Raw genomic sequence first — 24,915 nt, 5'->3', positions numbered from 1 at the left:
GCGGAGGTTAGAGATCGCGTAACGGGAAACGCGGATCTGACACCCGGGAAGAACGAGTCGACGCAGCGCGACAGGGAGGAAGCCATGGGCACCGAACCGATGGGGGACGACGCCTACCAGCCCACCGGGAGCAACGAGGAGCAGGAGGACGCCGCGCCGCTCGACATGCAGGACGCCGTCGACGAACGGACCTACGACGACACCCTCGACGAGGGGTACTCCCCGCCCGAGAAGCCGCTCGGCGTGACCAAGCACGGCATCACGGCCGCCGAGCAGCACGACGGGGAGACCCTGGACCAGCGGCTGTCCCAGGAGGTGCCCGACGTGTCCGCCGCGGAGGGCGACGACGTGGGCGACCTCCCCGGGGGAGAGGGCGAGCCGGTCGACCCGGAGGCGGGCACCGACCGTGCCGGACGGCTGGTCGCCCCGGACGAGGGCGCCCGCACCGACACCACGAAGGAGGCCGTCGCCGAGGACGTGGGCATCGACGCGGGCGCCGCGGGCGCGGAGGAGGCCGCGATGCACGTCGTCGAGGACGAGACGGCGCTGCCCGAGGACCGGGACGGAGCCTGACGACCTGCCGCGGGCCCCGCCCGCTCCCGCAGCGGCGCCGCCGCCGGTCCGGCGCACACGCGCACCGGACCGGCGGCGGCGCCGTCACGCAGGGCTCAGGGAAGGATCTTGTCCACGGCGGCGGGCCCCTCCTCGGCCAGCTTCCGCCTGGCCCATTCGAGGTTCCGCGGGGTGAGGTCCTTGCCCGAGGCAAGAACCAGGTCCTCCGGCGACACGTCGGTGCCGGTACGGGCGTGCAGGAGATCGTCCGGGGTGGTGCCCCCCTCGGGCTGCCGGGACGCGTCGGGCTGGGACGTCGACATCTTCTGGCTCCTCGGGTCCGGATCGCTGTTGCGGCCCCGGTGCTGTCATCGGGTCCGATATCACCATTCAACGCGGGAGCCCGCCGTGCATCCTGAGCACGCGGGACACCGCGGTGAGGGGCCGCTTCCCATGCCTGCCGGGGTACCTTCCCGGGCCCGTGGGAAACCTGGCCCCGGGCGCCCGTGGAGCCCGCCGCGGGAACGGGTCCGCCCGCACGACGGCCGCCGGGCGCGGATCCGCCGGGGCGGGCCGTCGGGGCGCCGGGGCGCTTCGGCACGTGGAACGGCGGCCGCGCCGGGGCCGACGAGGACGCGCTCGGCAGTCCTCGACGAATGGCTGTGACCCGCCCGCTCCCCTCCCCGCGGCCCAGCATGCGCAGCGCGTCGACGGCGGCCGGCGACAGCGTGGAGACGTCCAGGTCCGCCACGGGGAGCCAGACCGACGCGTCGGTGGAACCGCCGGTCTCGGTCACCGTCGGCGCCCCGGCTCCGAGGTCGACGGCGTAGAACAGCGCGGCGAGGTGCCAGCGGACTCCGCGCCGCCGGACACCGTACGTCCGCGCGTCGAGCGGGCGGGCCCCGGTGAGCTCGAGCCCCGTCTCCTCCCGCAGCTCACGGCCCAGGGCCTCCACGGGCTGCTCGCCGGGGTCGATTCCGCCGCCCGGCAGGTGTCACGACCCCGGTGTGAAGACCGGCGACGCGTCGGACAGGCGGGCCAACAGCAGCCGGTACTCCTCCACCGCGACGGCGTAAGCCGACACCCGGGGCCGCGCGCACGCGTCCACAGTCCCGCCCCTTCCCCTCGTCGAAGCCGACAGGCGGGAACTCTGGCCCCAGCCGGGACCCGGCCTCTCGCGAGAGGTCCGCAGCACGCTCTAGAAGGGCGTCAGCGTCAGCCGCAGGCCCGTGGGAGCCGTGTCCTGGATGTACGAGGCGAAGTCGGCCACGTCGTCGAAGGCGAAGCCGTACGCCTTGCCGTCCTCGGTGACGGCGTGCACGGCCTTGGAGTAGTGGTTGGTGAGCTCCGTCCGGTAGAAGACCGAGGCGTCGGCCGTCGGCTGGGCGGGATGGCTGAGCAGCGTCGAACGGTTGAAGCCGGCGCCGAGCACGGCGGCGACCGGCCCGGTCGTGCCGTCGTTGGGGGCGGCGAGGGCTCCGTCGCAGAAGAGGACGTCCCGGGTGGACGGCTTGCCGAAGGAGACCTGGGCGGGGCCGTCGAAGGTGAACCGGTCGCCGCGCACCCGGCCGGTGAAGGTGCCGGCGTTGGTGGTGATCTTCAGGTCCCGGCCGGTGTAGGTGCTCCACACCTCGTCGATGTACGGGGCGAGGTAGTCCCCGGCGAACAGACCGGCGTCCAGCCCGTGCCCGGGTGCGATGATCCGGGTGTCGTCCACGACGAGCCGCGAGAACGCCTCCACCTCCCTGACGGCGGCGAACGCGGCCGCGCGGCCCCCGTCGCGCACCGTGCCCGTCGTCCGGTCGTCGGACCCGGTGAGCCGGATGCTCAGCGGCACGCTGAACATGTCGACCATCGTCGTGTTGCAGAACATGCCGGAGGGGTTGTACGTGAACTCCGCACAGTCGTGCAGCACGCCGTAGTTGGGGTCCGAGGAGACCCAGCCGGCCGGGTACTGCAGCGCGGGGGCGCCGTTGCCGTCCGCGACGACCTTGAACTTGAGCTTCGCGCCGAGGGACACGTAGATCCGGCCGGACATGTACGGGAGCGACAGCCGGGTCTCGCCGCTGCCGGCCAGATCGATCGCGTAGTCGGTGAAGCCGTCGGGACCGTTGTCCGACAGGGCGACCGGGACGAGGGTGCCCTCGGGGGTGACCCGGACCTGTCGGCCGTCCTGGTTGCCCACGATGTAGACGTGCACGCTCGCGTTGTCGAAGGAACCGCTGTTGTTGACGATCGTCAGCGGCAGCGAACCCGCCGCTGCAGGGGCGTCCTTCGCGTCCGCGGACGTCCCCGCGAGCGCGTGCGGAGCGAGCACGGCCGCCGCGGGCGCGGCCACGGCGGCTCCGCCGAGGGCGAAGAGGACCTTGCGACGGCCGACGGTGCGCTGGTGACGAGGAGTCATGTGGGGGGTCTCCTGAAGCACTTGTACGGATTCCTGTCCGCGCCGCCGACGTGGGGAGGGACCTGGTGACGCGTCTCCCGCACGAGCGGGTGAGAGCGCTCTCAGGCCGTACGTCGGAACCGGCGCGCGGCTTGATGGTACGGACCGGCACGCTCCCCGCCAACGGGTCCGACTTGTCCCCAACCCGCTTTGACCTGCGTGTACTTGAGGAACCGGGGAGAGCCCCACGATCACTTAACCGCCTCTTAAGGACCCTTTAAGCCACCGCCGGGCCGCAGCGAGCCGCCACCACTCGGAGAGCGCTCCATGGCCCCGGGGCGGTCGTACTCGCCGAGCGTGGGTGCGGTCACGGCCTGCCGTGTCGCATCGGGGGTCCCGTCCCGTACGGATCGTCGATCGCCGCCGCCCCGCACGGCTGTCGCCCCGCCCCGCACGGCGCGGCTAGCGCGTACCGCCGCGCAGCAGTGTCTCCGCCGTGGCCAGGACGTCCGTGATCCGGAGCGCGAACGCCGCGTCGCAGGAGTGGGGGGTGCCCGTGTCGGCCGCGCCGAGGAGGGCGTCCGCGGCCCGGGCGAGGGCCGGGACCGCCCCCTCGGAGGCCTCCGGGAGGAGCGTGACGCCGGACGCGCCGCGCAGTTCCACCGCGGCGCCGGCCGCGGCCGGGGGTGCGGTCAGGCTCAGGGCCAGGGTGCTCGACGCGCCGCTCACGTGGTCGAGGACGAGATGGACGGTGTCCCCCGGACCGTACGCCGCCGCCGTCACCCGCCGGACGTCGCCGAGCACCGGCAGTAGGACGGACAGGGCGTGCGGGCCGACGTCCCACAGGGCGCCCTTCTCCCGTCGCCACGGCGAGGCCGCGAAGGGATTGCCGTCGTCGGTGAACACCGCCCCCAGCCACTGGGCACGCCCGGTGAACCAGCCGCCCAGGGCCGCCTGTTCGGCGATCCACGCCTCCGGCTCGGGCTGGAAGCGGGTGGTGAGGAAGACCACCGAGGCGACCTGGGCCTCCTCGGCCGCCTCGACCACCGCGCGCCCCTGCGGGACCGTCGGGGCGAGCGGCTTGTCCAACAGCAGATGGCATCCGGCCCGCGCCGCGCGCACCGCGAGCTCCGCCTGCACGTCCGGCGGCAGCGCGACGGCGACGGCGTCCACGTCGGCGAACAGCGCGTCGACGTCGTCGTACGCCCGGGTGCCGTACAGATCGGCCAGTTCCCCGGCCGCCTCGGGACGGCGGCCCCACACGCCGGCGAAGTCGAGGTCCCGGTGCCCGCTCAACGCGGGGGCGTGTGCCACCCGAGCCCATGGCCCGGTGCCGAGCAGTCCGATCCGCATGCCGCCGTCCTCCCGCTGCCGAGTCCGCCCTGACGCGCTCCACCGGAGCGATCCGGCCCAGCACGATGAACCCTGTTCGGATGCCGTGTCAACAGCCGGTCGCCGGGGGACGCGGTACCCCCGCCCGGTGGGCGCGCCTCGGAGGGCGGTCCACGGGAGGACGCACCGGGCGGGCGGCGGCCCACGACGGAGGACGCCGCGGGGGAGACGGGCGTCGCCGACGGGATCGGCCGGGGCCGATTCAGCGTCGGGCCTGCTGAATGTGTTCGCTTTCTTCTATTGGATTTCCGGCTCCGCGGAGACCAGGCTGGAACCGTTTTCCCGGACAGCCGGACGACGGTCGAACGACAGCCGGAAGAGGTCACGCGTACATGCACACCCGCCGCATCGGTGAGGTAGAGGTCAGCGCGATCGGACTGGGCGCCATGCCCATGTCGATCGAGGGGAGGCCGGACGAGGCCCGTTCCCTCGCCACCCTCCGCGCCGCGCTGGACGCCGGCGTCACGCTGATCGACACCGCGGACGCCTACCACCGGGACGCCGACGAGGTCGGCCACAACGAGACCCTGATCGCCAAGGCGCTCGCCGCCCACGACCGGGGCGGCGACGTCCTGGTCGCCACCAAGGGCGGTCATCTGCGCCCCGGTGACGGCAGCTGGACGCTGGACGGCAGCCCCGGCCACCTGAGGAGAGCCTGCGAGGAGTCCCTGCGCCGGCTCGGTGTGGAGGCCATCGGGCTCTACCAGTTCCACCGGCCCGACCCCCGCGTCCCGTACGCCGAGTCCGTCGGCGCGGTGCGCGAACTGCTGGACGAGGGCAAGATCCGCATGGCCGGCGTCTCCAACGCCGACCCGGAGCAGATCCGGCAGGCCGACGAGATCCTCGGCGGGCGGCTGGTCTCCGTGCAGAACCAGTTCTCCCCGGCCTTCCGCTCCAGCGAGCCGGAGCTGGAGCTGTGCGACGCACTCGGCATCGCGTTCCTGCCCTGGAGCCCCTTCGGCGGCATCTCCCGGGCCGCCGGACTGGGCTCGGCGTACGCCCCGTTCGCGCGGATCGCCGAGACCCACGGGGTGAGTCCGCACCGGGTGTGCCTGGCCTGGATGCTGGCCAGGTCACCGGTGGTCGTGCCGATTCCGGGTGCGAGCCGGCCGGAGTCCGTCCGCGACTCGGCGGGCGCCGCCGACCTCGTGCTCACGGCCGACGAGGTCGCGGAACTGGACGCGGCCTGAGGCCGGTTCCGGGCCATCCGGGGAGAACGCTTGCCGCACGACGGCTCACAGGCCCACAGGCCCACGGCTCACAGGGGAGGACCACCACCGATGGCGTCGTCGCTGGAAAGACCGCTCGACCACCGCTACCGGGGCGAGCACCCGATCCGCACCCTCGCCTATCTGTTCCGCGCCGACCGCGGCCGACTGGCGGCCGCGGTCGGCGTCTTCACGGTCAAGCACAGCCCCGTCTGGCTGCTGCCGCTGATCACCGCGTCCATCATCGACACCGTCGTGCAGCACCAGCCGATATCCCGGCTCTGGACCAGCACCGGCGTCATCATGGCCATCCTGCTGGTCAACTACCCGCTGCACGTCCTGTACGTCCGTCTCCTCTACGGCAGCGTCCGCCGCATGGGCACCGCGCTGCGCTCCGCCCTGTGCACGCGCATGCAGCAGCTCTCCATCGGCTACCACTCCCGCGTCAGCGCCGGAGTGCTCCAGGCCAAGGTCGTCCGGGACGTGGAGACCGTCGAGCAGATGGTGCAGCAGACCGCGGAGACCGGTCTCGGCGCGCTCACCGTGCTCGCCGGCGGACTCCTCATCATCGCCGTCCGCACCCCGGAGTTCCTCCCCGTCTTCCTCGTCGTCGTGCCCGCCGCGGCCCTGCTCATCGCCCGGTTGAGGGCCCGGCTGCGCACCCACAACGAGCACTTCCGCCACGAGGTGGAGGCGCTGTCCTCCCGGGTCACGGAGATGACCCGGCTCATCCCGGTCACCCGTGCCCACGGTCTGGAGGGCAAGGCCCTGCGCCGGATGAACGGCACCCTGGACCGGCTGCTCACCTCCGGGATGCGCCTGGACCTGGTCAACGGCCGGTTCGGCTCGCTGGCCTGGGTCGTCCTCAACGTGGTGGGCGTGGCCGTGCTGGCCGGCGCGGCGCTCGTCTCGTACTACGACGTCTGGGGCGTCACCGCCGGCGACGTCGTGATGCTCAGCGCCTTCCTGACCACGCTCACCAACTCGACGACCACGCTCGCCGGGCTGGCCCCGGTCATCACCAAGGGACTGGAGTCCGTCCGCTCGGTCGGTGAGGTCCTCCAGGCGCCCGAACTGGAGGACAACGAGGGCAAGGCGGAGCTCACCGCACTGCGCGGCGCGATCACCTTCGAGGGCGTCGGCCACGCGTACGAGGCGGACGGGCGCCCCGCGGTGCGCGACTTCACCCTCGACGTCGCGCCCGGCGAGACCATCGCCCTCGTGGGCGCCTCCGGGGCGGGCAAGTCCACCGTGCTGAACCTCGTCATCGGCTTCATCCGTCCGACCTCGGGCCGGCTGCTGCTCGACGGCACCGACATGAACAGCCTCGATCTGCGCACCTACCGGCGCTTCCTGTCGGTCGTGCCCCAGGAGTCGATCCTGTTCGACGGCACGATCCGGGAGAACGTCGCCTACGGCATGGACGACGCCGACGAGGAGACGGTGCGGGCCGCGCTGCGGGACGCCAACGCGCTGGAGTTCGTCGACCGGCTGCCGCAGGGCCTCGACACCGTGGTCGGGGAGCGCGGCGCACGGCTGTCCGGCGGGCAGCGGCAGCGCCTCGCCATCGCCCGCGCCCTGATCAGGGACCCCAAGGTGCTCGTCCTGGACGAGGCGACCTCGGCGCTCGACACCCGTTCGGAGGCGCTGGTGCAGGAGGCGCTCGCCCGGCTGCTGCGCGGGCGCACCACGTTCGTCGTGGCGCACCGGCTGTCCACCGTGCGCGGCGCCGACCGGATCGTGGTCATGGGGGAGGGCCGGATCCAGGAGATCGGCACCCACGAGGAACTCCTGCGGCGGGGCGGGGCGTACACGGCGCTGCACAGCGGTCAGGTGGCCTGACGTCCGGTCAGCAGGCGAAAGTTTTTGGTCAATTACGACCAGTCGAGTAAAAGGGGTGAATGCTTCCGCCTGGCTCGGGCATACGCAGCGAAAACCAGAGAGGGGCGCTTCGTGCTCGTACCGGATCCGAAGGTCGTCAGAGGGCTGCTGACGCGGTATGCGACGCTGCAGATCGCGCAGGCGGAGAGGCACTCGCCTGCGGTGGCGCGGGAACTGGAGGACGTCAGCTACACGCTCTGCGTGATGACGGGAACGTCCAGCATCCACGACGCCGTCGCACGGGCGGACAACCTGCTCGCACAGGAGCGGTCCGCGGCCGGCCGGGCCGCGGACCCGGACGGGGAGAGCGGCCTGCCCCTGGCCGTCTGATCCCGTTCCACCGGGCTCGTGACCGGCCCCCGCGACGGGCCGGTCACGAACCCGTCGCGGGGGCGGTGCGCCTGCCGTGGAACGCCGAGCGGTAGGCGTACGGCGTGGTGCCCACCACCTTGCGGAACCGCTCACGGAACGCCGTGGGCGAACCGAACCCGGCCTGCCGGCCGATCCGTTCGACGGTGTGGTCGCTGTTCTCCAGCAGGTACTGGGCGCGCCTGATGCGCGCCCGCAGCAGCCACTGCAACGGCGTGGTGCCCGTCTGCTCGCGGAAACGGCGGCTGAAGGTACGCTCGCTCATCCCGGCGCGCGCGGCCATGGCGGCGAGCGTGACCTCGTGCGCCAGATTGTCCTCGATCCAGTCCAGCAGGGGCTCCAGGTCCGAGCCGCGGGGCACGGGCGGGTGCTCGTGCACGATGAACTGGGCCTGACCGCCCTCCCGTTCCAGCGGCATGACCGACATCCGGGCCGCGTTCGCGGCCACGACCGAGCCCAGGTCCCGGCGGATCATGTGCAGGCACATGTCCAGTGCGGCGGCGGCGCCGGCCGAGGTGAGGATCTGGCCGTTGTCGACGTACAGCACGTCCGGCTGCACCTCCACGAGCGGGAAGGAGGAGGCGAGCTTCTCGGCGGCCACCCAGTGGGTGGTGGCGCGGAGCCCGTCCAGCAGTCCGGCCTCCGCCAGCACGAAGGCACCCACGCACACCGAGGCGATCCGGGTGCCCGCCTCGGCCGCCCGGCGCAGCGCCGCGAGCACGGCGGGCGAGAGCGGCGGGGCGTCTTCGGCGCGCCCCGGGACGATGACCGTGTCGGCGTCCGCCAGCGCCTCCAGCCCCCGGTCGACGCGCAGGGTCAGACCGCCGTCCGCGGACACCTCCGGCGTCTCGGCGCACAGGCGGACCCGGTAGGGGCGCCGGCCGTCGGGCAGCCGCGTCCAGTCGAAGACCTGCATGGGCGCCGCCATGTCGAACGGCACGACCCGATCGAGAACCAGAATCGCCACGGAGTGCATGACCGCCACGATAAGCGGGTTCCCGCCGTCCGCGCGGGCCGGGGCACCGGAGGGACGAGGAGTGGAAAGCACCGGTCAGGGGTGTTGGCGGGAATCCGTTGGAACCTGTCGTTTCAGCCTCTGGGGGGCGCCCGACGGGCCGCTTAGCGTGAGCCCGCCACCACTGATCGCACCATGGAAAGGGTCCCGGTGACCAAGCTCCTGCTGTCCCTCCACGTCCTGGCCGCCATCGTCGCCGTCGGTCCCGTGACCGTCGCGGCGAGCATGTTCCCGCCGGCCGTGCGCCGGGCGGCGGTCCCGGCCGGGGGCGGTGGGCCCGCCGCCACCGCGGTGACCACCGTCGAGCTGCTCCACCGCATCTGCCGGGTCTACGCCCGCATCGGGATCGCGGTACCCCTCCTCGGATTCGCCACGGCCCTGGCGATGGGGGTGCTGGGCGACGGCTGGCTCGTCACGTCGATCGCCCTGACCGCGGCGGCGGCCGGCGTCCTGCTCGCCTTCGTGCTGCCCCGCCAGGACGAACTCATCGGGCAGCTGACCGGGCACCGGCCCGTCGACCGGCACGGCACGGTGCAGCTGGCCATGTTCACCGGGGTGTTCAACCTGCTGTGGGCCACCGTCACGGTCCTGATGATCGTCCGTCCCGGTTCCACGACGGGGGCGTGAACCACCCGCGGGGGAGCGCGGAACGTCTTGAGCGAGATATGGGGGAGATGTCCGCTCTGTGCCACTCGTGCAGGGGAATCGCCACGTCGCGGTGGACGGGCGCCTACACTCGGCAGTCGCGTCCCCGCACCGGGGCCGACGAACAGAAAGGCACGTTGTCGGGTGTTCCAGGATTCCCCCATCTACGACCGACTCATCGCGGAGTGCGGCGATGTGCCCGCACAGGTCCGCCGCGAGGCCGAACGCGTGAGCAGGGAGCTGGAGCTGGTCATGCGGCCCCTGCAGTCCCCCGGCTACGCCCCGGGCCTCGACCGGCCGCAGTCCCCGGGCAACGGATGGCAGCGCACCGCCCTGCTGCCCGGACCGCGGTCGCACTGACCGCGGGATCCGCGGCCCGGCGTGGCCGGGGGGCGGCAGCCCCTCACCGCAGCGTGCTGCTCGCCCCGTCGGCCTCCGAAGGCGCCGCGGGAACGGGGCGGGCCAGCCACTCGGCGATGGTCCGAGCGATCGGCTGCCCCGTCTCCACTTCCACGAACCCGAACTGCCCCGACTGGTTGCACTCCAGGAACCACCACGTCCCGTCGGCGTCCTCGGCGAAGTCGAAAGCGCCGTACGTCAGTTCGGCCCTCCGGACGTAGGCGCGGACGGCGTCGGCGGTGCGCGGCGGGACCTCGACCGGCTCCCACGGCGCCCCGGGGGCGGCGAAACGCACGTCCACCTCCGCCGGATCCGCGTCCGGTGCCGTCGCCTTGCGGGCGGCCAGGAACCGTTCACCCACCACGGTGAGCCGGATGTCGGCCCGCTTGGCGATCCGCCGCTGGAGCAGCGTCGGCCCGAACGCGACGGCGGAGAAGTCCGTGTCCGGCGCCACCCGGCTGGTCGGCACCGCCCGCGGGGGGTCCTGCGGATGCGCCCCCGACACCGGTTTGACCACCAGGTCCGGGAAGCGCTCCGCGAACTCCCGGGCGGCGCGCGGGAACGTGGTGATCACCGTGGCGGGCACGGGCAGGCCGCACCGCTGGGCCAGGCGCAGCTGCCACGGCTTGTGGCGGGCCTGCCGGGCCGCGTCCGGGTGGTTCATCCAGCGCGCGTCCGAGCCGCGCAGCATGCCGTAGAGCGCCTGTGAGGCCTCCTCGGTCAGCCATGCGGACGGCTGGGCCGCCCGTCCGGCCGGGGTGCCCGGCCGGCGCACCCACACGGACCGCAGCCCGTTGATGCTCACCAGCCGCCCCCCGGCGGACAGGTGGCCGCGGAAGCGGCCGTGGACGAACTCGCCGGACAGCGAGACGCCGTCGGTCAGATCGGCGGGGTCGATGCGCACCACCGGCACCCCCGAGCCGTTCAGGTGCACGACCACCATGTCGGCGGTCACGTCCTCCTCACAGGTGAGGATCAGCACGGTCATCGTCTACGGTCCGCGTTCAGTCGTCGAAGTGGGTCTTGGAGCCCGCGGTGGACGTCGTGGTCCCCACCTCGCGCAACAGCGCGTGGTCGCAGGCCGCGATCCGCCCGTCGACGAGTACGTTCAACTGCAGTCCGGAGTCATACGCGTACGGAGTGGCAACCGCCAACTCCGCTGCCGGGCGTGCGTAGTTGAGCGCGAACGGTTGCATCGTCTCTCCCTCGTCGGTGCTGCGCCGATCAAGCGGCGGCCACCTGTCCGCCGTCGCCTGGTCCGCCGACTTCTTTTGCTTTCCAGAGACTTATACGAATCGAACGGGTGGTTGGTTTCCTCACGGTGCGTAGTCATCGACGGATCGGTGGTCCGGACGCCGGGACGCCGCTCCGAGCCCCTTCGCGCCGAGGGGGCCGCGCACGGCGCGCAGAGCGAGCAGGAGGACGCCGATGTCGTCCAGGAAGACCGGGTCGGGCACCAGGTCGGCCGGCAGCACCAGGTAGAGGACCGCGCCCCAGAAGACCCAGCGCGGCCCCGTGGGCAGACCGGCGCGGCGCAACTCCCGTCGCGTACGGACCAGTCGCACCAGGACCGCGACGGCGCCGGCCAGCACGACGGCCGCGAGGACCGCGGCGACCACGAGCACCACGGTGGTCGTCTCCAACGGACTGCCCTCCTTCCGGGGCCCGTGCCGAGGACCTCGTCCCGGCACGGGCTTCCTCCGAGCGGATTCCCCCTCCCGACGCCGGTATGGCCGCCGGGAACCGGACAGGCGCGCCCGCGTCCGATGCCCCGTGAGATCCCGGCGGAACACCGGATCGCCGCAGGTCATCCCGATGGCCCAGCCGACGGGCAACGCCCTGTGGGGCGCCCGGCGACGGGCCGGAGAGGCCTCGGTCTCCCGCAGGGGGCCGAGCGGGAACAGGCGCCCGAGCGCACGAGGGCCGTGGTCGGCACGCTGCCGCGAAGAGGTCTTGCGGGCGCCGGGCGGTCCGGCCGGCGCCCGGGGCACGGCGCGCGCCGGGGTGACCGCTCCGACCGGGGCACGGGCCCGGTCCCGCACCCGCGCCACCGTCGGAGCGGAGGCCGGTCCGCCTGATCCGGAACCGGCTATCGGTCGGACGCCGCCGACTGCGCTTCGGACGCGGCCGACCGCGACGCGGCCGGCGCCTCGGCGTCCTCGTGCGCCGCGGGACGCCGGGCCCTGGTGCCGCCCTTCAGCCGGTCCAGCGCGCGGGTCAGCTGCTGCAGGGGGGAGACGGCCGTCCGGGAGTCCGGCTGCTGCCGGTTCCCCGGCACCTCGGCCGACTCCCGGTACGCGGCCAGCGCCTCGTGCGCGCGCTCGGCGGCCTCCCGGTACAGGTCCCGGGACTTCGTCATGGCGTCCAGCGCCTCGGCGTACATGGCCACCAGCTCGCGTTCGCGGGCGAGCTCCTCCTCGAGCGTCAGCAGCCGCCAGTCCTCCCGCAGCGCGGTCAGGGCGTCCTGAGCGCCGTCCGGCAGCGGACGCGGCAGCGCGTCGAACCGGGTCACGGCCTCGACGAGATCGGTGGGCTCCGTACCGTCCAGGAAGACCGCGCGCACGGAGAAGTCCCCGGCGTCGTAGCCCTCCGGGGCGGGGCCGCCGGGCAGCACCACCGCACCTCCGCGCGGCACCTCCACGCCGAACTCCCGCAGCGCCCAGTTCACCACCCGCGCCTGCTGCGGCGCGGCCCGGTGCTCCACGACGCGGTGCCGCAGACCCGGCGGCAGCCAGTGCGCGAGCGGCACCCGACCGCGCTCGTCCGTGGTCATCGCCTCATGGACGACGACATGGAGGTGCCACGCGTCACGCGCGCAGTCGCGCAGCCGCCGCCGCACGGCCTTGTCGTCCTCGGGGAGCGGGTTGATCCCTCCCCGCCGCAGCCCCGTCGCGGCGTCGTGCCACCAGTCGGCGTCCGGCTCCCGCGGCCAGAACATGCCGGCCGGGGACGGCCAGGAGCGGTCCCACGGCTGCGTGGCCTCCGCGACCAGCGTCCAGTCCTGACCCCCCTCCGCGCCGGGCGCGAGGCTCAGCCGGGCCCGCACGGTGACCTCCCCGGCGACCCGCACGCGGGACTCGAAGACCCGGTACGGGGAGGCCGCGGGTTCGGGGACCTCCAGGAAGTCGTCGATGTCCTGACTGTCCTTGAGCCGGCGCAGGGTGCGCCGGAGTACGTCCTCGGCCGTCGTTCCGGCGTGGCGGCCACGGGTCAGCCAGACCGTGGAAGGAGTGGTGGGACGGGCTGCGGGGGAGGTCGACATGGGTCCAGTGGTGAGCGGGGGCACGTGCTCCTGCCAGTATCGTCGCCGTCGGCCGGCGAAATGACGCGGGACCCGCCGGACGGAGGGTCCCGGCTGCGCCTACCCCGCCGGACGGCCTCCATGTGACGCGAGCGGACGCGCGGTGGCGCGCGCGGGGTGTGCGCGGCGCGCACACGGAGGTGGCCGTTCACCCGTGGTCCCGGTGGTGCCGGGGCGACCACAATGGGGCCCGCGGCCGGGCCGGCCCACCATCCGCACCGGGGCCGGCCCCGCCCTCACGGGCCGGTCAGCCCCGGGTGCCGCGCGGAAGCGCGGACCCTACCAGCGCGGAGCCGGCCCCGTCGCATATTCCCCCGGAAAACGCCAAAGCCCTCACCTCGGTCGAGCACACACCGTAGCGTCGACGTCACGTTCGCGGTACAGGCGTGCGAGAAGGGGGATCCGGCGTGCCCGGAATCGACGAGAGCCTGCTGGAAGCCATGCGTGTCCCGGGCGCCCGCGGAGCCCTGGTGGTCGACTGGATCAGCGGGCTCGCGCTGGGTGCGGTGGGCGAGGCGCCGGGAGGCGACCCGGAGGCGACGGCGGCGGAGACCGCCGAGCTCGCCCGTCTCTCCATGGAGAGCGGCACCCTCGCGCCGGCCGACGGGGCCGGGCCCACCGGGTCCGGCAAGGAGCCGTCCGTCCAGGACCTGATCCTCACCACCGCCGACGCGTACCACCTGCTGCGGTTCGTCGTCACCGCCTTCGACAGCACGGTGTTCCTGTACCTGTGGCTCGACCGTGCCGACGGCAACCTGGCCCTGGCCCGGATCCGGCTGGCCGAGATGGCGGACCGGCTGGTGCTCGGATGAGCGCGGCGGCGTACCCGGACGGATCCGCCCCGGACCTGCTCGGCACCCTCGCGGCCGACCGCGCCACCGGAGCGCTCGCCACGCGGTCCGGCGTCTTCTACCTCTCGGCGGGACACGTCGTCCACGTCGAGTCCGCGGACAGCCCCGGTCTCGAGGACCTGCTCACCCGCAGCGGTGCCGTCGCCCGGGACGGCTGGTGGGAGGCGGTCGAGCGGGCCGGGGCCCGGCACCGCGTCGGCCGCCAGCTGGTGGACAGCGGCCGTCTCACCACCGGTGCGCTGGAACTGTGTCACCTGGGCGCGCTGTTCGACGCGGCGTACTTCGCGCTCGCCCACGACGGCACCGCGCTCCGCTTCCGCCCCGGAGTCGCGCACTGGCTCGGCACGGTCCGTCCCGTACCGGTGGCGACGGTGCTGCGCGAGTCCTGGCGCCGCCGCGACCTGCTGCACCGCATCTGGCCCGACCCGGCCGTGGACACCGCCCCGCTCACCCGCGTGCCCGGTGTCGACCCCGCCGACCTGCCGCCCCGCCGAGGCCGCACGTTCGCCCTGGTCGACGGCGGTCGCACCGCCGCACAGATCGCCTCGGTCCTGGCCTGCCGCACCTTCCACACCCTCGTCGAACTGCGCCGCCTGGCCGCCGACGGACTGGTCACCCCCGCGCCACCCGCGCCCGCCGCACCCGTCCGTCCCGTCCCCGGCGAGGGCGGCTCGGCGTGGGACGAGCCCGACACAGCGTTGCTGAGACGGCTCCTGCACGCCTTGGAGGCACTGTGATCCGCGCGCGCCGACAGCGTGCCGAAAGGAGACTGCTCATGGCCGTCGAGACCGACGTGCTGGACGAACTGCGTCGGCTCCGCACCCGTGTACCCCGGCTGGCGGGCTCCCTCGCGGCCACCGTCGACGGACTCGTCCTGGCCCACGACGTACCGGACACCGAACCGGAGGGACTGGCCGCGCTCACCGCCGCCGCGCTGGGCGTCGCCCACCGCATGACGGACGCCGCCGCCCGCGGCGGCTTCCGGGAACTCCTGGTACGGGGCACCCAGGGCTACATCGCCACCTACGCGGCCGGCGCCACCGCCGTCCTCACCCTCCTCGCCGACGACCGGGTCAACGTGGGCCGGCTGCATCTGGAGGGCCGGCGCAGCGGCGCCCGGATCGCGGAGCTCGTCGACACCCGCATCGGTCCGGGCGGGGGCCGGCACGCCGACCGGCTCGCGACCGGGGAGCACCCCGCGCCGCCCCCGGACCCGGCCCGCCGCATCGGCACCCTCCCGGTGCGGACCCCGCAGCGGCCCGCACCCCGCCCCCGGCCCCAGCCCGGCGGCTGATCCGGCTCTTCCCCGGGCCGCGCGCCGGCACACGGCCCGGCGACCGGCCCACACCACCCATCACGAGGAAAGGACACCTCTCATGGCCAACACCGAGACCGCGCTCAAGGAATGCCTCAGCTCCATCGACGGGGCGACGGCCGCCGCGCTCGTCGACTACACCAGCGGCATGGCCCTCGGCACCATCGGCGGTGGCAAGGACTTCAACCTGGAGGTCGCCGCCGCCGGCAACACGGACGTCGTGCGGTCCAAGCTGCGCACGATGGAACTGCTGGGCCTGAAGGAGGAGATCGAGGACATCCTGATCAGCCTGAGCAGCCAGTACCACCTGATCCGCCTGCTGAAGGGGCGCGGCGGCAACGGTCTCTTCCTGTACCTGGTGCTCGACGGGAGCCGGGCCAACCTGGCGATGGCGCGGCACCAGCTGCGCCGCATCGAGTCCGACCTCGAGGTCTGAGCCGGCCGCCGGACGGATCCCGGCCCGGGCCCTTCGCGCCGCACCGTGCGCGGAGGGCCCGCCGGCCCGTGCGGGTGAGGCCGCGTCGGGCAGCCACAGGTCGGGACCGAAGACCTCGTGGTGGAAGTCGCGGGCCGGGACACCGGCGCCGGGCAACCGGCCGCGCACGGTGCGCATGAACGGCAGCGGGCCGCACAGGTGCACCGTCGTGTCCGCCGGGACGTCGATTCCGGTCAGGTCCGTCAGCCCGCCGCGGGCGTCGGGCTCCTCGGCACCGGGACGTTCGCACCGGAAGACCGCCTCCGCGTCGGGCAGCTCGTCCACCGTCCCGCGGGTCTCGGCGCGCAGCCGATGCCGGCCGGGACCAGGACGAGGGGGGTGTCGGCGTCGTCCAGAGCCACGTCCCCGAAGGGCACGGAGAGGGTGAGCTCGTCCCCGACGGCCGTCCGCTCGTGCAGCAGGTCGGAGACCTCGCCGTCCGGTGCGCCGTCCGCGCCGGCGACCCGCTTGACGGTGATGCGGCGCAGCTCGTCGCCGGGGTCGGAGGACAGGCTGTACTGGCGCAGCTGGTGCGCACCGTCGGGCACGAGCACCCGCACGCTGACGTACCGGCCCGCCCGGGCGCGCGGGACCTCCGGCAGCGGATCCCGGACATCTTCGGGCACACCGGCACACCGGCACACCGGGGTAGGGCCGTCCGGCCCATGCGGAACACCGTCGAACCGGACAGGCTTGACCTCAGAGGGACGATCCGGGCGTCGAGGCGCCCTGGAAGCCCGACGCGAACCGGACGTGAGAGGGAGTGACGGTCATGGCCGAACAGGTCCTGCCGAACGTGGCGGAGGGCGCCCCGGTGGGCGACCTGGGACGCCGTCTGGCCCGGCGCCGCACGGAGCTGGGCCTCACCCGGAGGGCGGTGGCGGTCCGGGCGGGCCTGGCGCCCGGTTACCTGCGTTACCTGGAGGAACAACCGGGTGCCGCACCGGGCACGGGCGTCCTGATCAGGCTGGCCGGCGTACTCGGGACCACGCTGAACCAGCTCGCCGGCGGGGACATCGACCTGCCGCCCGGCCCCGGGCGGGCCGCCCGCAACGCGGAGTTCACCGAGCTGGACACCGAGGAGTGCCGCGTGCTGCTCGGCACCCACGGCGTGGGACGGGTCGCCGTTCCCACCGACGAGGGACCGGTCATCGTCCCCGTCAACTACAGCGTCGTCGACGGCGCCGTCGTCTTCCGTACCGCCCCCGGCACGACCCCCGCGCGGGCCTCCGGTCACCGGGTGGCCTTCGAGATCGACCGGATCGACGACGCGCTGAGCCAGGGATGGAGCGTGCTGGTGCGCGGGGACGCGCGGGCCGTCACGGACCCGGACGAGGCGCGCCGCCTCGACGAGCGGGCGTTCAGCACGCCCTGGACGGGCGGCCGGCGTGAGCTGTGGACGCGGATCGATCCGCTCGAGGTGACCGGGCGCCGCATCACGGTGTGAACCGGCGGCCCGGAGGCCGGTGGGGCCGGAGCCCCGGCGGGGCCGGACGGACCGGCGGCGGAGCGGCACCGCGGGGGACCGGTGCCGCTCCTGACGCCAGTATCGCGCGCCGGGGTGCCGCGCCGCGGGTGCCGAAGGTCCCCGGTGAGGGCCGACCGGCCCCGGCGGGGCAGGACCACGGCCCGGGGCCCGTCGTGCGGGGCGCGTCGGACGCGGGCCGCGCCGCGAGGCGGCCTGCGGCACGGCGACGGCGTCCGCGAGCGCGGCTCCCGGCGCGGTGAGCGGCGGGAGTCGCCCGCCGGACCGATGCCGCACCGTCACCGTGGCACGTGCCGGTGGGCGAGCGGCAGGCGGCCCCCACCGGGCGCGGCCGGCCCCCACCGGGCGCGGCCGGTCCTTTCCGGTGTGCCCGGTGTGCTCCGTGTCCGCCGCGGGTACCCCGTGCGCAACCGCCTGCCGTGGCGGCCGTCCCGACCACGACGGCGTGGATCCCACCGTCGGTGACGGATCAGGGACGGACCGACGCGGTACGGCGTCCGGCATCCGTCGGCGGGAGGAGCGTCGAAGTGACGGGCTGGACGTGGGAGTACGAGGGGTACGACCCCGCCGACGCGCGCCTGAGGGAGTCGCTGTGCACCCTGGGCAACGGCTACGTCGCCACCCGGGGCGCGCTGCCGGAGTGCGCCGCGGACGAGGTGCACTACCCGGGCACCTACGTGGCCGGCTGCTACAACCGGCTCACCTCCGAGGTGGCCGGACGGCAGGTCGAGAACGAGGACATGGTCAACCTCCCCAACTGGCTGCCGCTGCGCTTCCGCCTGCCCGGCGAGTCCTGGCTCACCCCCGACACCGGGACCGTGCTCGAGCACCGCGAGATCCTGCACCTGTCCTCCGGGGTGCTGGAACGCGGCACACGGTACGGCCTCGGTCCGGGGCGGGCGTTGCTCGTGCGCCAGCACCGGCTCGTGCACATGGCCGACCCGCATCTGGCCGCGCTGCGCACCGAGCTCACCGCGGAGGGCTTCTCCGGCACCCTCGAGACCGAGGCGGCGCTCGACGGCGGCGTCACCAACGCCGGCGTGCCGCGCTACCGGGACCTGGACGGCCGTCATCTGACCCACGTGCTCACCGGAACGGCCGCCGCGGACACCGTCTGGCTGCGCTGCCGCACCCGCACCTCCGACGTCCGGGTCGCCCTCGCCTCCCGGATGGTGTCCGAGGCGCCCGTCACCCACCGGCACGACCGCCCGCGCGCCCTGCAGACGATCCGCCTGGACCTGGCCGCAGGCCGCCCCGTCACCGTCGACAAGATCGTCGCCCTGCACACCTCCCGCGACCCGGCGATCAGCGATCCGCTGCACGCCGCCGTCGACCGGGTGGGCCGGGCGGGCGGCTTCGACGAGCTGCTCCAGCCGCACCTGACGGCCTGGCACCAGCTGTGGCGCCGCGCGGAGCTGGACGTCCCCGGTGAGGCGGGCCGCATCCTCCGGCTGCACCTGTTCCACGTGCTGCAGACCCTCTCGCCGCACACCGCGGACCTGGACGTGGGGGTCCCGGCCCGGGGACTGCACGGCGAGGCCTACCGCGGCCATGTCTTCTGGGACGAGCTGTTCGTCCTGCCGTACCTCAACCTGCACTTCCCCGAGGTCTCCCGCGCGCTGTTGCACTACCGGCACCGGCGCCTGGAGCGTGCCCGCACCGCCGCGCGGGACGCGGGACACAGGGGCGCGATGTATCCCTGGCAGAGCGGCAGCGACGGCCGGGAGGAGACCCAGCAGCTGCACCTCAACCCCCACTCCGGCCGCTGGCTGCCCGACCACTCCCGCCTCCAGCACCACGTGGGCTCGGCGATCGCGTACAACATCTGGCAGTACTGCGAGGCCAGCGGGGACGAGGAGTTCCTGCACACCAAGGGCGCCGAGATGCTGCTGCAGATCTCCCGCTTCTGGGCGGACTCGGCCACCTGGGACGACCGTCTGGGCCGGTACCGCATCAAGGGCGTGGTCGGTCCGGACGAGTACCACGACGCGTATCCGGACGCCGCCGGGCCGGGCCTCGACGACAACGCCTACACCAACGTCACGGCCGCCTGGGTGCTCGCCCGCACCCTGGACGTGCTGCGGGGCCTCCCCGAGCCGCGCCGCCGTGAACTCGACGAGCGGACCGGGCTGGACGAGGGCGAACTCGAGGAGTGGGACCACATCTCCCGCACCCTCCACGTCCCCTTCCACGACGGCGTCATCAGCCAGTTCGAGGGGTACGGCGAACTCGCCGAACTCGACTGGCGGGGCTACCGGCGCCGCTACGGCGACATCCGCCGCCTGGACCGGATCCTGGAGGCCGAGGGCGACACCGTCAACCGCTACCAGGCCTCCAAGCAGGCGGACGTCCTGATGCTCGGCTACCTCTTCTCGCCCGCCGAGCTCCAGGGCGTCCTCCGCCGGCTGGGCCTGAGCCTGGACGAACGGACCTGGCGGCGCACGGTGGACCACTACCTGCACCGCACCAGCCACGGCTCCACGCTCAGCGGCCTGGTCCACGGCCGGGTCCTGGCCCGGGCCCGGCGCGCGGACGCCTGGAAGTTCTGCCAGGAGGCCCTCCAGGCGGACATCGCCGACATCCAGGGCGGCACCACCGGCGAGGGCATCCACCTCGGGGCGATGGCCGGCACCCTCGATCTCGTCCAGCGCGGGCTGACCGGACTGGAGACCCGCGGCGGAGCCCTGTGGCTCGACCCGGTGCCCCTGCCGGAGCTGTCCTCCTACGGCTTCACCCTGCGCTACCACGGCCACTGGGGCGTGCGGCTGCGGCTGGAGCACGGCCTGCTGGAGGTCACCGTGCCCTCGTCCGGCCGGTCGCCGATCGACGTGCACCTCCCGGACCGCACCGTCCGCCTCCAGCCGGGCGAGACGGACCGGCTGGTCCTCCCGGGCTGACGGCCCGGCCGGTCACTTGTGGAAGGACACGTATCCGTTGCGGTCGGGGCCGGAGCCGCTCCTCGCGGACGAGGGGACGTCGGCGCGGCTGCCCGTGGGCTTGCAGAGGTGGGTCGTGTCCTTGTCGTCGTTCCACGGGAAGGTGCAGGTGTCGCGGTAGACGACGTTGTCCTTGTCCGAGTCGGTGCCGTTGCCGCCGCGCAGCTTCACGTGGTCACCGGGCCGGAGGAGGTGGCTGGCGGCGGAGGCGGACCCGTTCCCGGCGGCGTCCGTGACGACGTACCCCTCGAGGCCGACCGTCGTCGACGACGAGTGGTTCTTGATCGTCAGGTCCCCCAGGTGTGGGCGTTGCCCCCGGAGCACCGGTCGGAGCGGCCGGCGCGCCCGGTCCGGGGGCCGGACCGGGCGCGCCCGACGGTGCGATCGCTCGGAGGGTCAACGGCTCACGCGCCGCTGGCCCGCAGCATGTCCTCGCGCTCGACGATCTTCACGCGCTCGCGGCCCTGCGGCTCGCCCAGCGCCTTCTCCGCGGCGTCCAGGCGGTACCAGCCGTCCCAGGTGGTGAAGCGGATGCCGCGCTCGGCGAGGAACGCGTCCACGGCCTCCGGTCCAGGGGACGCGGGCGTGTGCAGCCGCCCGTTGGCGTAGTCGTCCAGCAGGTTCGCCACCGTCTCGTTGGCGTCGCCCTTGGTGTGGCCGATCAGGCCCACGGGGCCGCGCCGGATCCAGCCCGTGACGTACGTCGACCGCAGGTGTTCACCGGTCTCCTGGATCACGCGTCCGCCCTGGTCCGGGACCGTGCCGGAGTCGATGTCCCAGGGCAGCTTGGGCAGTTTGTCGGAGAGGTAGCCCACCGCGCGGTAGACCGCGCTGACGTCCCAGTCCTTGAAGGTTCCGGTGCCCTTGACGTTGCCGGTGCCGTCGAGTTCGGTGCGTTCCGTCCGCAGGCCGACGACCTTGCCGTCCTCGCCGAGGATCTCCACCGGGGACTCGAAGAAGTGCAGGAACAGCTTGTGCGGGCGGTCGCCGGTGTCGCGGATCGCCCAGTTCTCCAGGGTCTTGGCCACCATGTCGGCCTGCTTGTTGCCGCGCCGGGTGGCGATCGAACCCTCGTCGTAGTCGATGTCCTCGGGGTCGACGATCACCTCGATGTTGGGGGAGTGGTCCAGCTCCCTCAGCTCCATCGGGCTGAACTTGGCCTGCGCCGGGCCGCGGCGGCCGAACACGTGGATCTCCACCGCCTTGTTGGCCTTCAGGCCCTCGTAGACGTTCGGCGGGATCTCCGTCGGCAGCAGCTCGTCCGCCGTCTTGGCGAGGACGCGCGCGACGTCGAGGGCGACGTTGCCGACGCCGAGCACGGCGACCTTCTCGGCCTCCAGCGGCCAGGTGCGCGGCACGTCCGGGTGGCCGTCGTACCAGGAGACGAAGTCCGCGGCGCCGTAGGAGCCGTCGAGGTCGATGCCCGGGACGGACAGCGCGCGGTCGGCCATGGCGCCGGTGGCGAAGATCACGCCGTCGTAGAACGCGCGCAGGTCGTCGAGGTGGAGGTCGGTGCCGTAGTCCACGTTGCCGAACAGGCGGATCTGCGGTTTGTCGAGCACCTGGTGCAGGGCCGTGATGATGCCCTTGATCCGCGGGTGGTCGGGGGCGACGCCGTACCGGATCAGTCCGAACGGCGCCGGCATGCGCTCGAAGATGTCGATGGACACGCCCGGTTCGGCGGCCACGTCGGACTTGAGCAGGGCGTCGGCGGCGTAGATCCCGGCGGGGCCGGATCCGACGATGGCTACCCGCAGGGGGCGGGGCATGGTCAGGTTCCCTTCGAGCGATGACAAGCGTCTCGCCCGGAAGCCTAAACTAAGGCATGCCTTACCTGGTACGCGGGTCCGGTCTATGGGCTCATAAGTCTACGTTATGACATCTCATCGGCCCCCTTATGTCCCGGGAGCGGCTGTTCCGCCCAGATGACCTTGCCGGCCGGCAGGTAGCGGGTGCCCCAGCGCTCGGCGAGCTGGGCGACCAGGAACAGGCCCCGTCCCCCCTCGTCCGTCATGGTCGCGTACCGCAGGTGCGGGGAGGTGCTGCTGCTGTCGTAGACCTCGCAGATCAGGTTGCGGTCGTGGAGCATGCGCACCCGGATGGGGGCGCCGCCGTAGCGGATGGCGTTGGTGACCAGCTCGCTCAGGATCAGCTCCGTGGTGAACGTCAGCTCGTCCAGCCCCCACTCGGCCAGCTTCCGGGTGACCGCGGCACGCACCTCGGCGACCGCCGCGGGATCGGACGGCACCGGCCACTCGGCGATCCGGTCGGCGGCCAGTGCCCGCGTCCGAGCCACGAGCAGGGCGATGTCGTCGCCGGCCCGGCCCGGGCGCCGGGACTCCAGTACGGCCCGGCAGGTGTCCTCGGGGGACTCCCCGGCCCGGGACAGGGCCTCGCGCAGCAGTTCCAGGCCCACGTCGATGTCGTGTTCCCGGTCCTCGACGAGCCCGTCGGTGTAGAGGACGAGCCGGCTGCCCTCCGGCAGTTCCAGGTCCGCCGTCTCGAACGGCAGACCACCGAGTCCCAGCGGGGGTCCGACGGGCACGTCGGGGAACTCCACGCCGCCGTCCGGGTGGACCAGGGCCGGTGGGGGGTGGCCCGCGCGGGCGACGGAGCAGTGCCGCGAGCCCGGGTCGTAGACGGCGTACAGACAGGTCGCCCCGGTCACCGGGGCGCTGTGCTCCTCCTGCGCCTCGTCCTGGTCGATGCGGGCGACCAGCTCGTCGAGCAGGGCGAGGAGCTCGTCGGGCGGCAGGTCCAGCGCGGAGAAGTTGTGCACCGCCGTGCGCAGCCGGCCCATCGTGGCCGCGGCGTGCAGGCCGTGGCCGACGACGTCGCCGACCACGAGCGCGACCCGGGCCCCGGACAACGGCAGGACGTCGAACCAGTCCCCGCCCACCCCGGCCTGCGCGGGGAGGTAGCGGTAGGCGATCTCCAGGGCGGTCTGCTCCGGCAGGGTGCGCGGCAGCAGGCTGCGCTGGAGCGTCACCGCCATGCTGTGCTCGCGCGTGTAGCGGCGCGCGTTGTCGATGGAGACCGCGGCCCGGGCGACCAGCTCCTCCGCCAGCGCCTGCTCCTCGACGTCGAACGGCTCGGGCTTCTCGGAACGCCAGAAGCTGACCACGCCGAGCACCAGGGTGCCGGCCCGCAGCGGCACGGTGATCAGCGAGTGGATGCCGTACTCCACGACCTGCCCGGAGCGTTCGAGGTCCTGCGCCCGCCAGCCCGGGGCGTCACTGAGCCGGGGTTCCAGGACGGCCCGGCCGGTGGTGAGACTGCGGCCCTGCGGGGAGGACTCGACGAAGCGGATCGTCTCGCCGACGGGATAGAGCGGGGCGTCCCCGCGGACCCCCGTCATGGCCGTGCGGCGCAGCGTGGCCGCCGCGTCCGGGTGGCCACCCGCCAGCACCGACTCGAACAGGTCCACCGTGACGAAGTCCGCGAACCGGGGCACGGCCAGTTCGGTGAGTTCCTCGGCCGTGCGGGTGACGTCCAGGCTCGTCCCGATGCCCACCCCGGCGTCGTAGAGCATGTTGAGCCGCTCGCGTGCCGCCTCGGCGCGGCCGGACAGGGCACGCAGCTCCGTGGAGTCCCGGACCGTGGCGACGCTGCCGGGCGGGCCGCCCGCGCGGTCGGTGGGCCGCTGGTTGACCGCCAGCAGCCGGTCGCCCACCAGGTGCACCTCGTCCGTGGCGACCCTTCCCGAGGACAGCAGGTCGGCGGTGCCGGGGTCCAGGCCGATGTCCAGCACATGGCGGCCCTCCCCGTCCTCGGGCAGACCGAGCAGGCGGTGCGCCTCGTCGTTGGCGAGCATCAGGGTCCCGTCCCCGTCGACGATGATCACACCCTCGCGCACCGAGTGCAGCACCGCGTCGTGGTGTTCGTACATCCGGGTCATCTCGTGCGGGCCCAGACCGTGGGTCTGGCGCAGCAGCCGTCTGCTCACCAGGGCCGCGCCCCCGGTGGCCAGGGCGAGCGCGGCGGCCGCCGCACCCAGCACGAGCGGCAGCTGGTTCTCGGCGGCCCCGCCGACGTGCTCGGTCGTGATCCCCGAGGACACGAGGCCCACCACGGTGCCGTCGGCGTCCTCGACCGGCACCACGGCCTGCACCAGCTCGCCGATGGTGCCCTCGATCTCCTCGATCACGGGTTCACCGGCCAGCGCGGGCTCGATCGTGCCGACGAACTGCCTGCCGATGCGGTCCGGCTTGGGATGCGTGTAGCGGATGCCGTCGGTGTTCATGACGACGATGAAGTCGACGTTCGCCTTCTCGCGGGCCGCCGTGGCGTGCGGCTGCAGCACGGCCGTCGGGTCGGGGGAGCCGAGCGCCTCGACGACGCCCGGCGCGCTGGCGAAGCTCTGTGCGACGGCGAGCGAACGGTTGCGGGCCTCCTGCGTGCTGTCCCGCCGCACCTGCAGCACCAGGGCGACGACGGCCGCCACGACGAGCAGCAGCACGATCACCAGGTGCAGCACGAACACCTGCCCGGCGACGCTGCGGCCGCTCAGCACCGACCGCAGTCCCGCCGCCGGATGCCACCGCGAGCGGCCGTCCCTCTCCCGCCGGCGCCGTACGGACGCCATGGTGCCGGGCCGCAGGGGCGGCCGGGTCTTGGATCGACCCATGAGTCGGACCATGTGCCATGTCTACACTGCCGGGCCACGCGAGGCGAGGGCGTCACCCGTCGTGACCGGCGGTTCTCACC

24 protein-coding genes and 1 pseudogene are annotated in these 24,915 nt (G+C 73.6%); 12 read left to right on the top strand and 13 right to left on the bottom strand.

Annotation, left to right across the window (positions count from 1 at the left end; translation table 11 throughout):
* The first annotated feature begins 84 nt into the window (after positions 1 to 84).
* Entirely contained in the window at positions 85 to 573 is a 489-nt protein-coding gene (locus FHS37_RS26825; RefSeq protein WP_184825764.1) for a DUF5709 domain-containing protein, read from the top strand.
* 95 nt (positions 574 to 668) lie between these two features.
* Here the strand turns inward: FHS37_RS26825 and FHS37_RS26820 are convergent, their stop codons facing one another.
* The 4 genes and pseudogenes from FHS37_RS26820 to FHS37_RS26805 form a co-directional block, all read right to left on the bottom strand.
* On the bottom strand, positions 669 to 875 hold the full coding sequence (locus FHS37_RS26820; protein WP_184825762.1) for a hypothetical protein: 207 nt from the start codon (positions 873 to 875) through the stop codon (positions 669 to 671).
* Between the two features lie 419 nt (positions 876 to 1,294).
* Positions 1,295 to 1,543 (bottom strand): annotated as a pseudogene (locus FHS37_RS40595) (NUDIX hydrolase); the annotation flags it as partial.
* Positions 1,544 to 1,750: 207 nt separating this feature from the next.
* On the bottom strand, positions 1,751 to 2,956 hold the full coding sequence (locus tag FHS37_RS26810) for a glycoside hydrolase family 64 protein (protein WP_184825761.1): 1,206 nt from the start codon (positions 2,954 to 2,956) through the stop codon (positions 1,751 to 1,753).
* A gap of 441 nt (positions 2,957 to 3,397) precedes the next feature.
* Positions 3,398 to 4,288, bottom strand: a complete 891-nt coding sequence (locus tag FHS37_RS26805; protein WP_184825759.1) for a Gfo/Idh/MocA family protein — start codon at positions 4,286 to 4,288, stop codon at positions 3,398 to 3,400.
* 371 nt (positions 4,289 to 4,659) lie between these two features.
* Here FHS37_RS26805 and FHS37_RS26800 point away from each other — a divergent pair, with 371 nt between their 5' ends.
* The 3 genes from FHS37_RS26800 to FHS37_RS26790 all read left to right on the top strand — a co-directional run bounded on the left by FHS37_RS26800 (position 4,660) and on the right by FHS37_RS26790 (position 7,746).
* Positions 4,660 to 5,517 carry an aldo/keto reductase gene (locus FHS37_RS26800; protein ID WP_184825757.1) on the top strand — a complete coding sequence of 286 codons (858 nt, stop codon included), beginning with the start codon at positions 4,660 to 4,662 and terminating at the stop codon, positions 5,515 to 5,517.
* Positions 5,518 to 5,607: 90 nt separating this feature from the next.
* Positions 5,608 to 7,377: an ABC transporter ATP-binding protein gene (locus FHS37_RS26795; protein ID WP_184825755.1), complete on the top strand. Its 1,770-nt coding sequence runs from the start codon at positions 5,608 to 5,610 to the stop codon at positions 7,375 to 7,377.
* 111 nt (positions 7,378 to 7,488) lie between these two features.
* Entirely contained in the window at positions 7,489 to 7,746 is a 258-nt protein-coding gene (locus FHS37_RS26790; RefSeq protein ID WP_184825753.1) for a DUF5133 domain-containing protein, read from the top strand.
* A 43-nt stretch (positions 7,747 to 7,789) separates the two neighbouring features.
* Here FHS37_RS26790 and FHS37_RS26785 read toward each other — a convergent pair whose 3' ends face one another.
* Positions 7,790 to 8,761, bottom strand: a complete 972-nt coding sequence (locus FHS37_RS26785) for a GlxA family transcriptional regulator (RefSeq protein WP_184825751.1) — start codon at positions 8,759 to 8,761, stop codon at positions 7,790 to 7,792.
* A 189-nt stretch (positions 8,762 to 8,950) separates the two neighbouring features.
* Between FHS37_RS26785 and FHS37_RS26780 the strand changes: the two genes are divergently transcribed.
* Both FHS37_RS26780 and FHS37_RS26775 read left to right on the top strand, forming a co-directional pair.
* Positions 8,951 to 9,427 carry a hypothetical protein gene (locus FHS37_RS26780; RefSeq protein ID WP_184825749.1) on the top strand — a complete coding sequence of 159 codons (477 nt, stop codon included), beginning with the start codon at positions 8,951 to 8,953 and terminating at the stop codon, positions 9,425 to 9,427.
* 162 nt (positions 9,428 to 9,589) lie between these two features.
* Positions 9,590 to 9,805, top strand: coding sequence for a hypothetical protein (locus FHS37_RS26775; protein ID WP_073934139.1), 216 nt, complete (start codon positions 9,590 to 9,592; stop codon positions 9,803 to 9,805).
* 43 nt (positions 9,806 to 9,848) lie between these two features.
* Here FHS37_RS26775 and tgmB read toward each other — a convergent pair whose 3' ends face one another.
* The 4 genes from tgmB to FHS37_RS26755 form a co-directional block, all read right to left on the bottom strand.
* Positions 9,849 to 10,832: an ATP-grasp ribosomal peptide maturase gene (gene tgmB / locus FHS37_RS26770; RefSeq protein WP_184825747.1), complete on the bottom strand. Its 984-nt coding sequence runs from the start codon at positions 10,830 to 10,832 to the stop codon at positions 9,849 to 9,851.
* A 16-nt stretch (positions 10,833 to 10,848) separates the two neighbouring features.
* Positions 10,849 to 11,040 (bottom strand): putative ATP-grasp-modified RiPP, encoded by a 192-nt coding sequence (tgmA, locus tag FHS37_RS26765; RefSeq protein ID WP_184825745.1) that lies wholly within the window; start codon positions 11,038 to 11,040, stop codon positions 10,849 to 10,851.
* 120 nt (positions 11,041 to 11,160) lie between these two features.
* On the bottom strand, positions 11,161 to 11,487 hold the full coding sequence (locus tag FHS37_RS26760; protein WP_184825743.1) for a YkvA family protein: 327 nt from the start codon (positions 11,485 to 11,487) through the stop codon (positions 11,161 to 11,163).
* A 446-nt stretch (positions 11,488 to 11,933) separates the two neighbouring features.
* Positions 11,934 to 13,106 (bottom strand): hypothetical protein, encoded by a 1,173-nt coding sequence (locus FHS37_RS26755; protein ID WP_229889895.1) that lies wholly within the window; start codon positions 13,104 to 13,106, stop codon positions 11,934 to 11,936.
* 446 nt (positions 13,107 to 13,552) lie between these two features.
* Here FHS37_RS26755 and FHS37_RS26750 point away from each other — a divergent pair, with 446 nt between their 5' ends.
* The 4 genes from FHS37_RS26750 (at position 13,553) to FHS37_RS26735 (ending at position 15,747) form a co-directional block, all read left to right on the top strand.
* On the top strand, positions 13,553 to 13,957 hold the full coding sequence (locus FHS37_RS26750; RefSeq protein WP_184825741.1) for a hypothetical protein: 405 nt from the start codon (positions 13,553 to 13,555) through the stop codon (positions 13,955 to 13,957).
* On the top strand, positions 13,954 to 14,733 hold the full coding sequence (locus tag FHS37_RS26745; protein ID WP_184825739.1) for a hypothetical protein: 780 nt from the start codon (positions 13,954 to 13,956) through the stop codon (positions 14,731 to 14,733). The genes FHS37_RS26750 and FHS37_RS26745 overlap by 4 nt, the downstream gene beginning before the upstream one ends.
* A gap of 38 nt (positions 14,734 to 14,771) precedes the next feature.
* Positions 14,772 to 15,290 carry a roadblock/LC7 domain-containing protein gene (locus tag FHS37_RS26740; protein ID WP_184825737.1) on the top strand — a complete coding sequence of 173 codons (519 nt, stop codon included), beginning with the start codon at positions 14,772 to 14,774 and terminating at the stop codon, positions 15,288 to 15,290.
* Positions 15,291 to 15,372: 82 nt separating this feature from the next.
* Positions 15,373 to 15,747 (top strand): hypothetical protein, encoded by a 375-nt coding sequence (locus FHS37_RS26735; RefSeq protein WP_184825727.1) that lies wholly within the window; start codon positions 15,373 to 15,375, stop codon positions 15,745 to 15,747.
* Between the two features lie 242 nt (positions 15,748 to 15,989).
* On the opposite strand, the gene FHS37_RS26730 is transcribed toward FHS37_RS26735, so the two are convergent.
* Positions 15,990 to 16,412, bottom strand: coding sequence for a ferredoxin reductase domain-containing protein (locus tag FHS37_RS26730; protein ID WP_375372322.1), 423 nt, complete (start codon positions 16,410 to 16,412; stop codon positions 15,990 to 15,992).
* A 146-nt stretch (positions 16,413 to 16,558) separates the two neighbouring features.
* On the opposite strand from FHS37_RS26730, the gene FHS37_RS26725 reads away from it, so the two are divergent.
* Positions 16,559 to 17,233 (top strand): helix-turn-helix domain-containing protein, encoded by a 675-nt coding sequence (locus tag FHS37_RS26725; protein WP_184825726.1) that lies wholly within the window; start codon positions 16,559 to 16,561, stop codon positions 17,231 to 17,233.
* Between the two features lie 566 nt (positions 17,234 to 17,799).
* Entirely contained in the window at positions 17,800 to 20,169 is a 2,370-nt protein-coding gene (locus FHS37_RS26720) for a glycoside hydrolase family 65 protein (protein WP_184825724.1), read from the top strand.
* Positions 20,170 to 20,181: 12 nt separating this feature from the next.
* Here FHS37_RS26720 and FHS37_RS26715 read toward each other — a convergent pair whose 3' ends face one another.
* The 3 genes from FHS37_RS26715 to FHS37_RS26705 all read right to left on the bottom strand — a co-directional run bounded on the left by FHS37_RS26715 (position 20,182) and on the right by FHS37_RS26705 (position 24,793).
* Positions 20,182 to 20,532 (bottom strand): lamin tail domain-containing protein, encoded by a 351-nt coding sequence (locus FHS37_RS26715; protein WP_184825722.1) that lies wholly within the window; start codon positions 20,530 to 20,532, stop codon positions 20,182 to 20,184.
* 80 nt (positions 20,533 to 20,612) lie between these two features.
* Positions 20,613 to 21,977, bottom strand: a complete 1,365-nt coding sequence (locus tag FHS37_RS26710; RefSeq protein WP_184825720.1) for an FAD-dependent oxidoreductase — start codon at positions 21,975 to 21,977, stop codon at positions 20,613 to 20,615.
* A gap of 104 nt (positions 21,978 to 22,081) precedes the next feature.
* Positions 22,082 to 24,793: a SpoIIE family protein phosphatase/ATP-binding protein gene (locus FHS37_RS26705; protein WP_184826074.1), complete on the bottom strand. Its 2,712-nt coding sequence runs from the start codon at positions 24,791 to 24,793 to the stop codon at positions 22,082 to 22,084.
* Between the last annotated feature and the right edge of the window lie 122 nt (positions 24,794 to 24,915).

It is taken from the genome of Streptomyces griseomycini (assembly GCF_014203535.1).
GTDB classification, from domain to species: domain Bacteria; phylum Actinomycetota; class Actinomycetes; order Streptomycetales; family Streptomycetaceae; genus Streptomyces; species Streptomyces griseomycini.
Note: the sequence above shows the minus strand (reverse complement) of the source record. Positions and strands in the feature narration are given on the sequence as shown.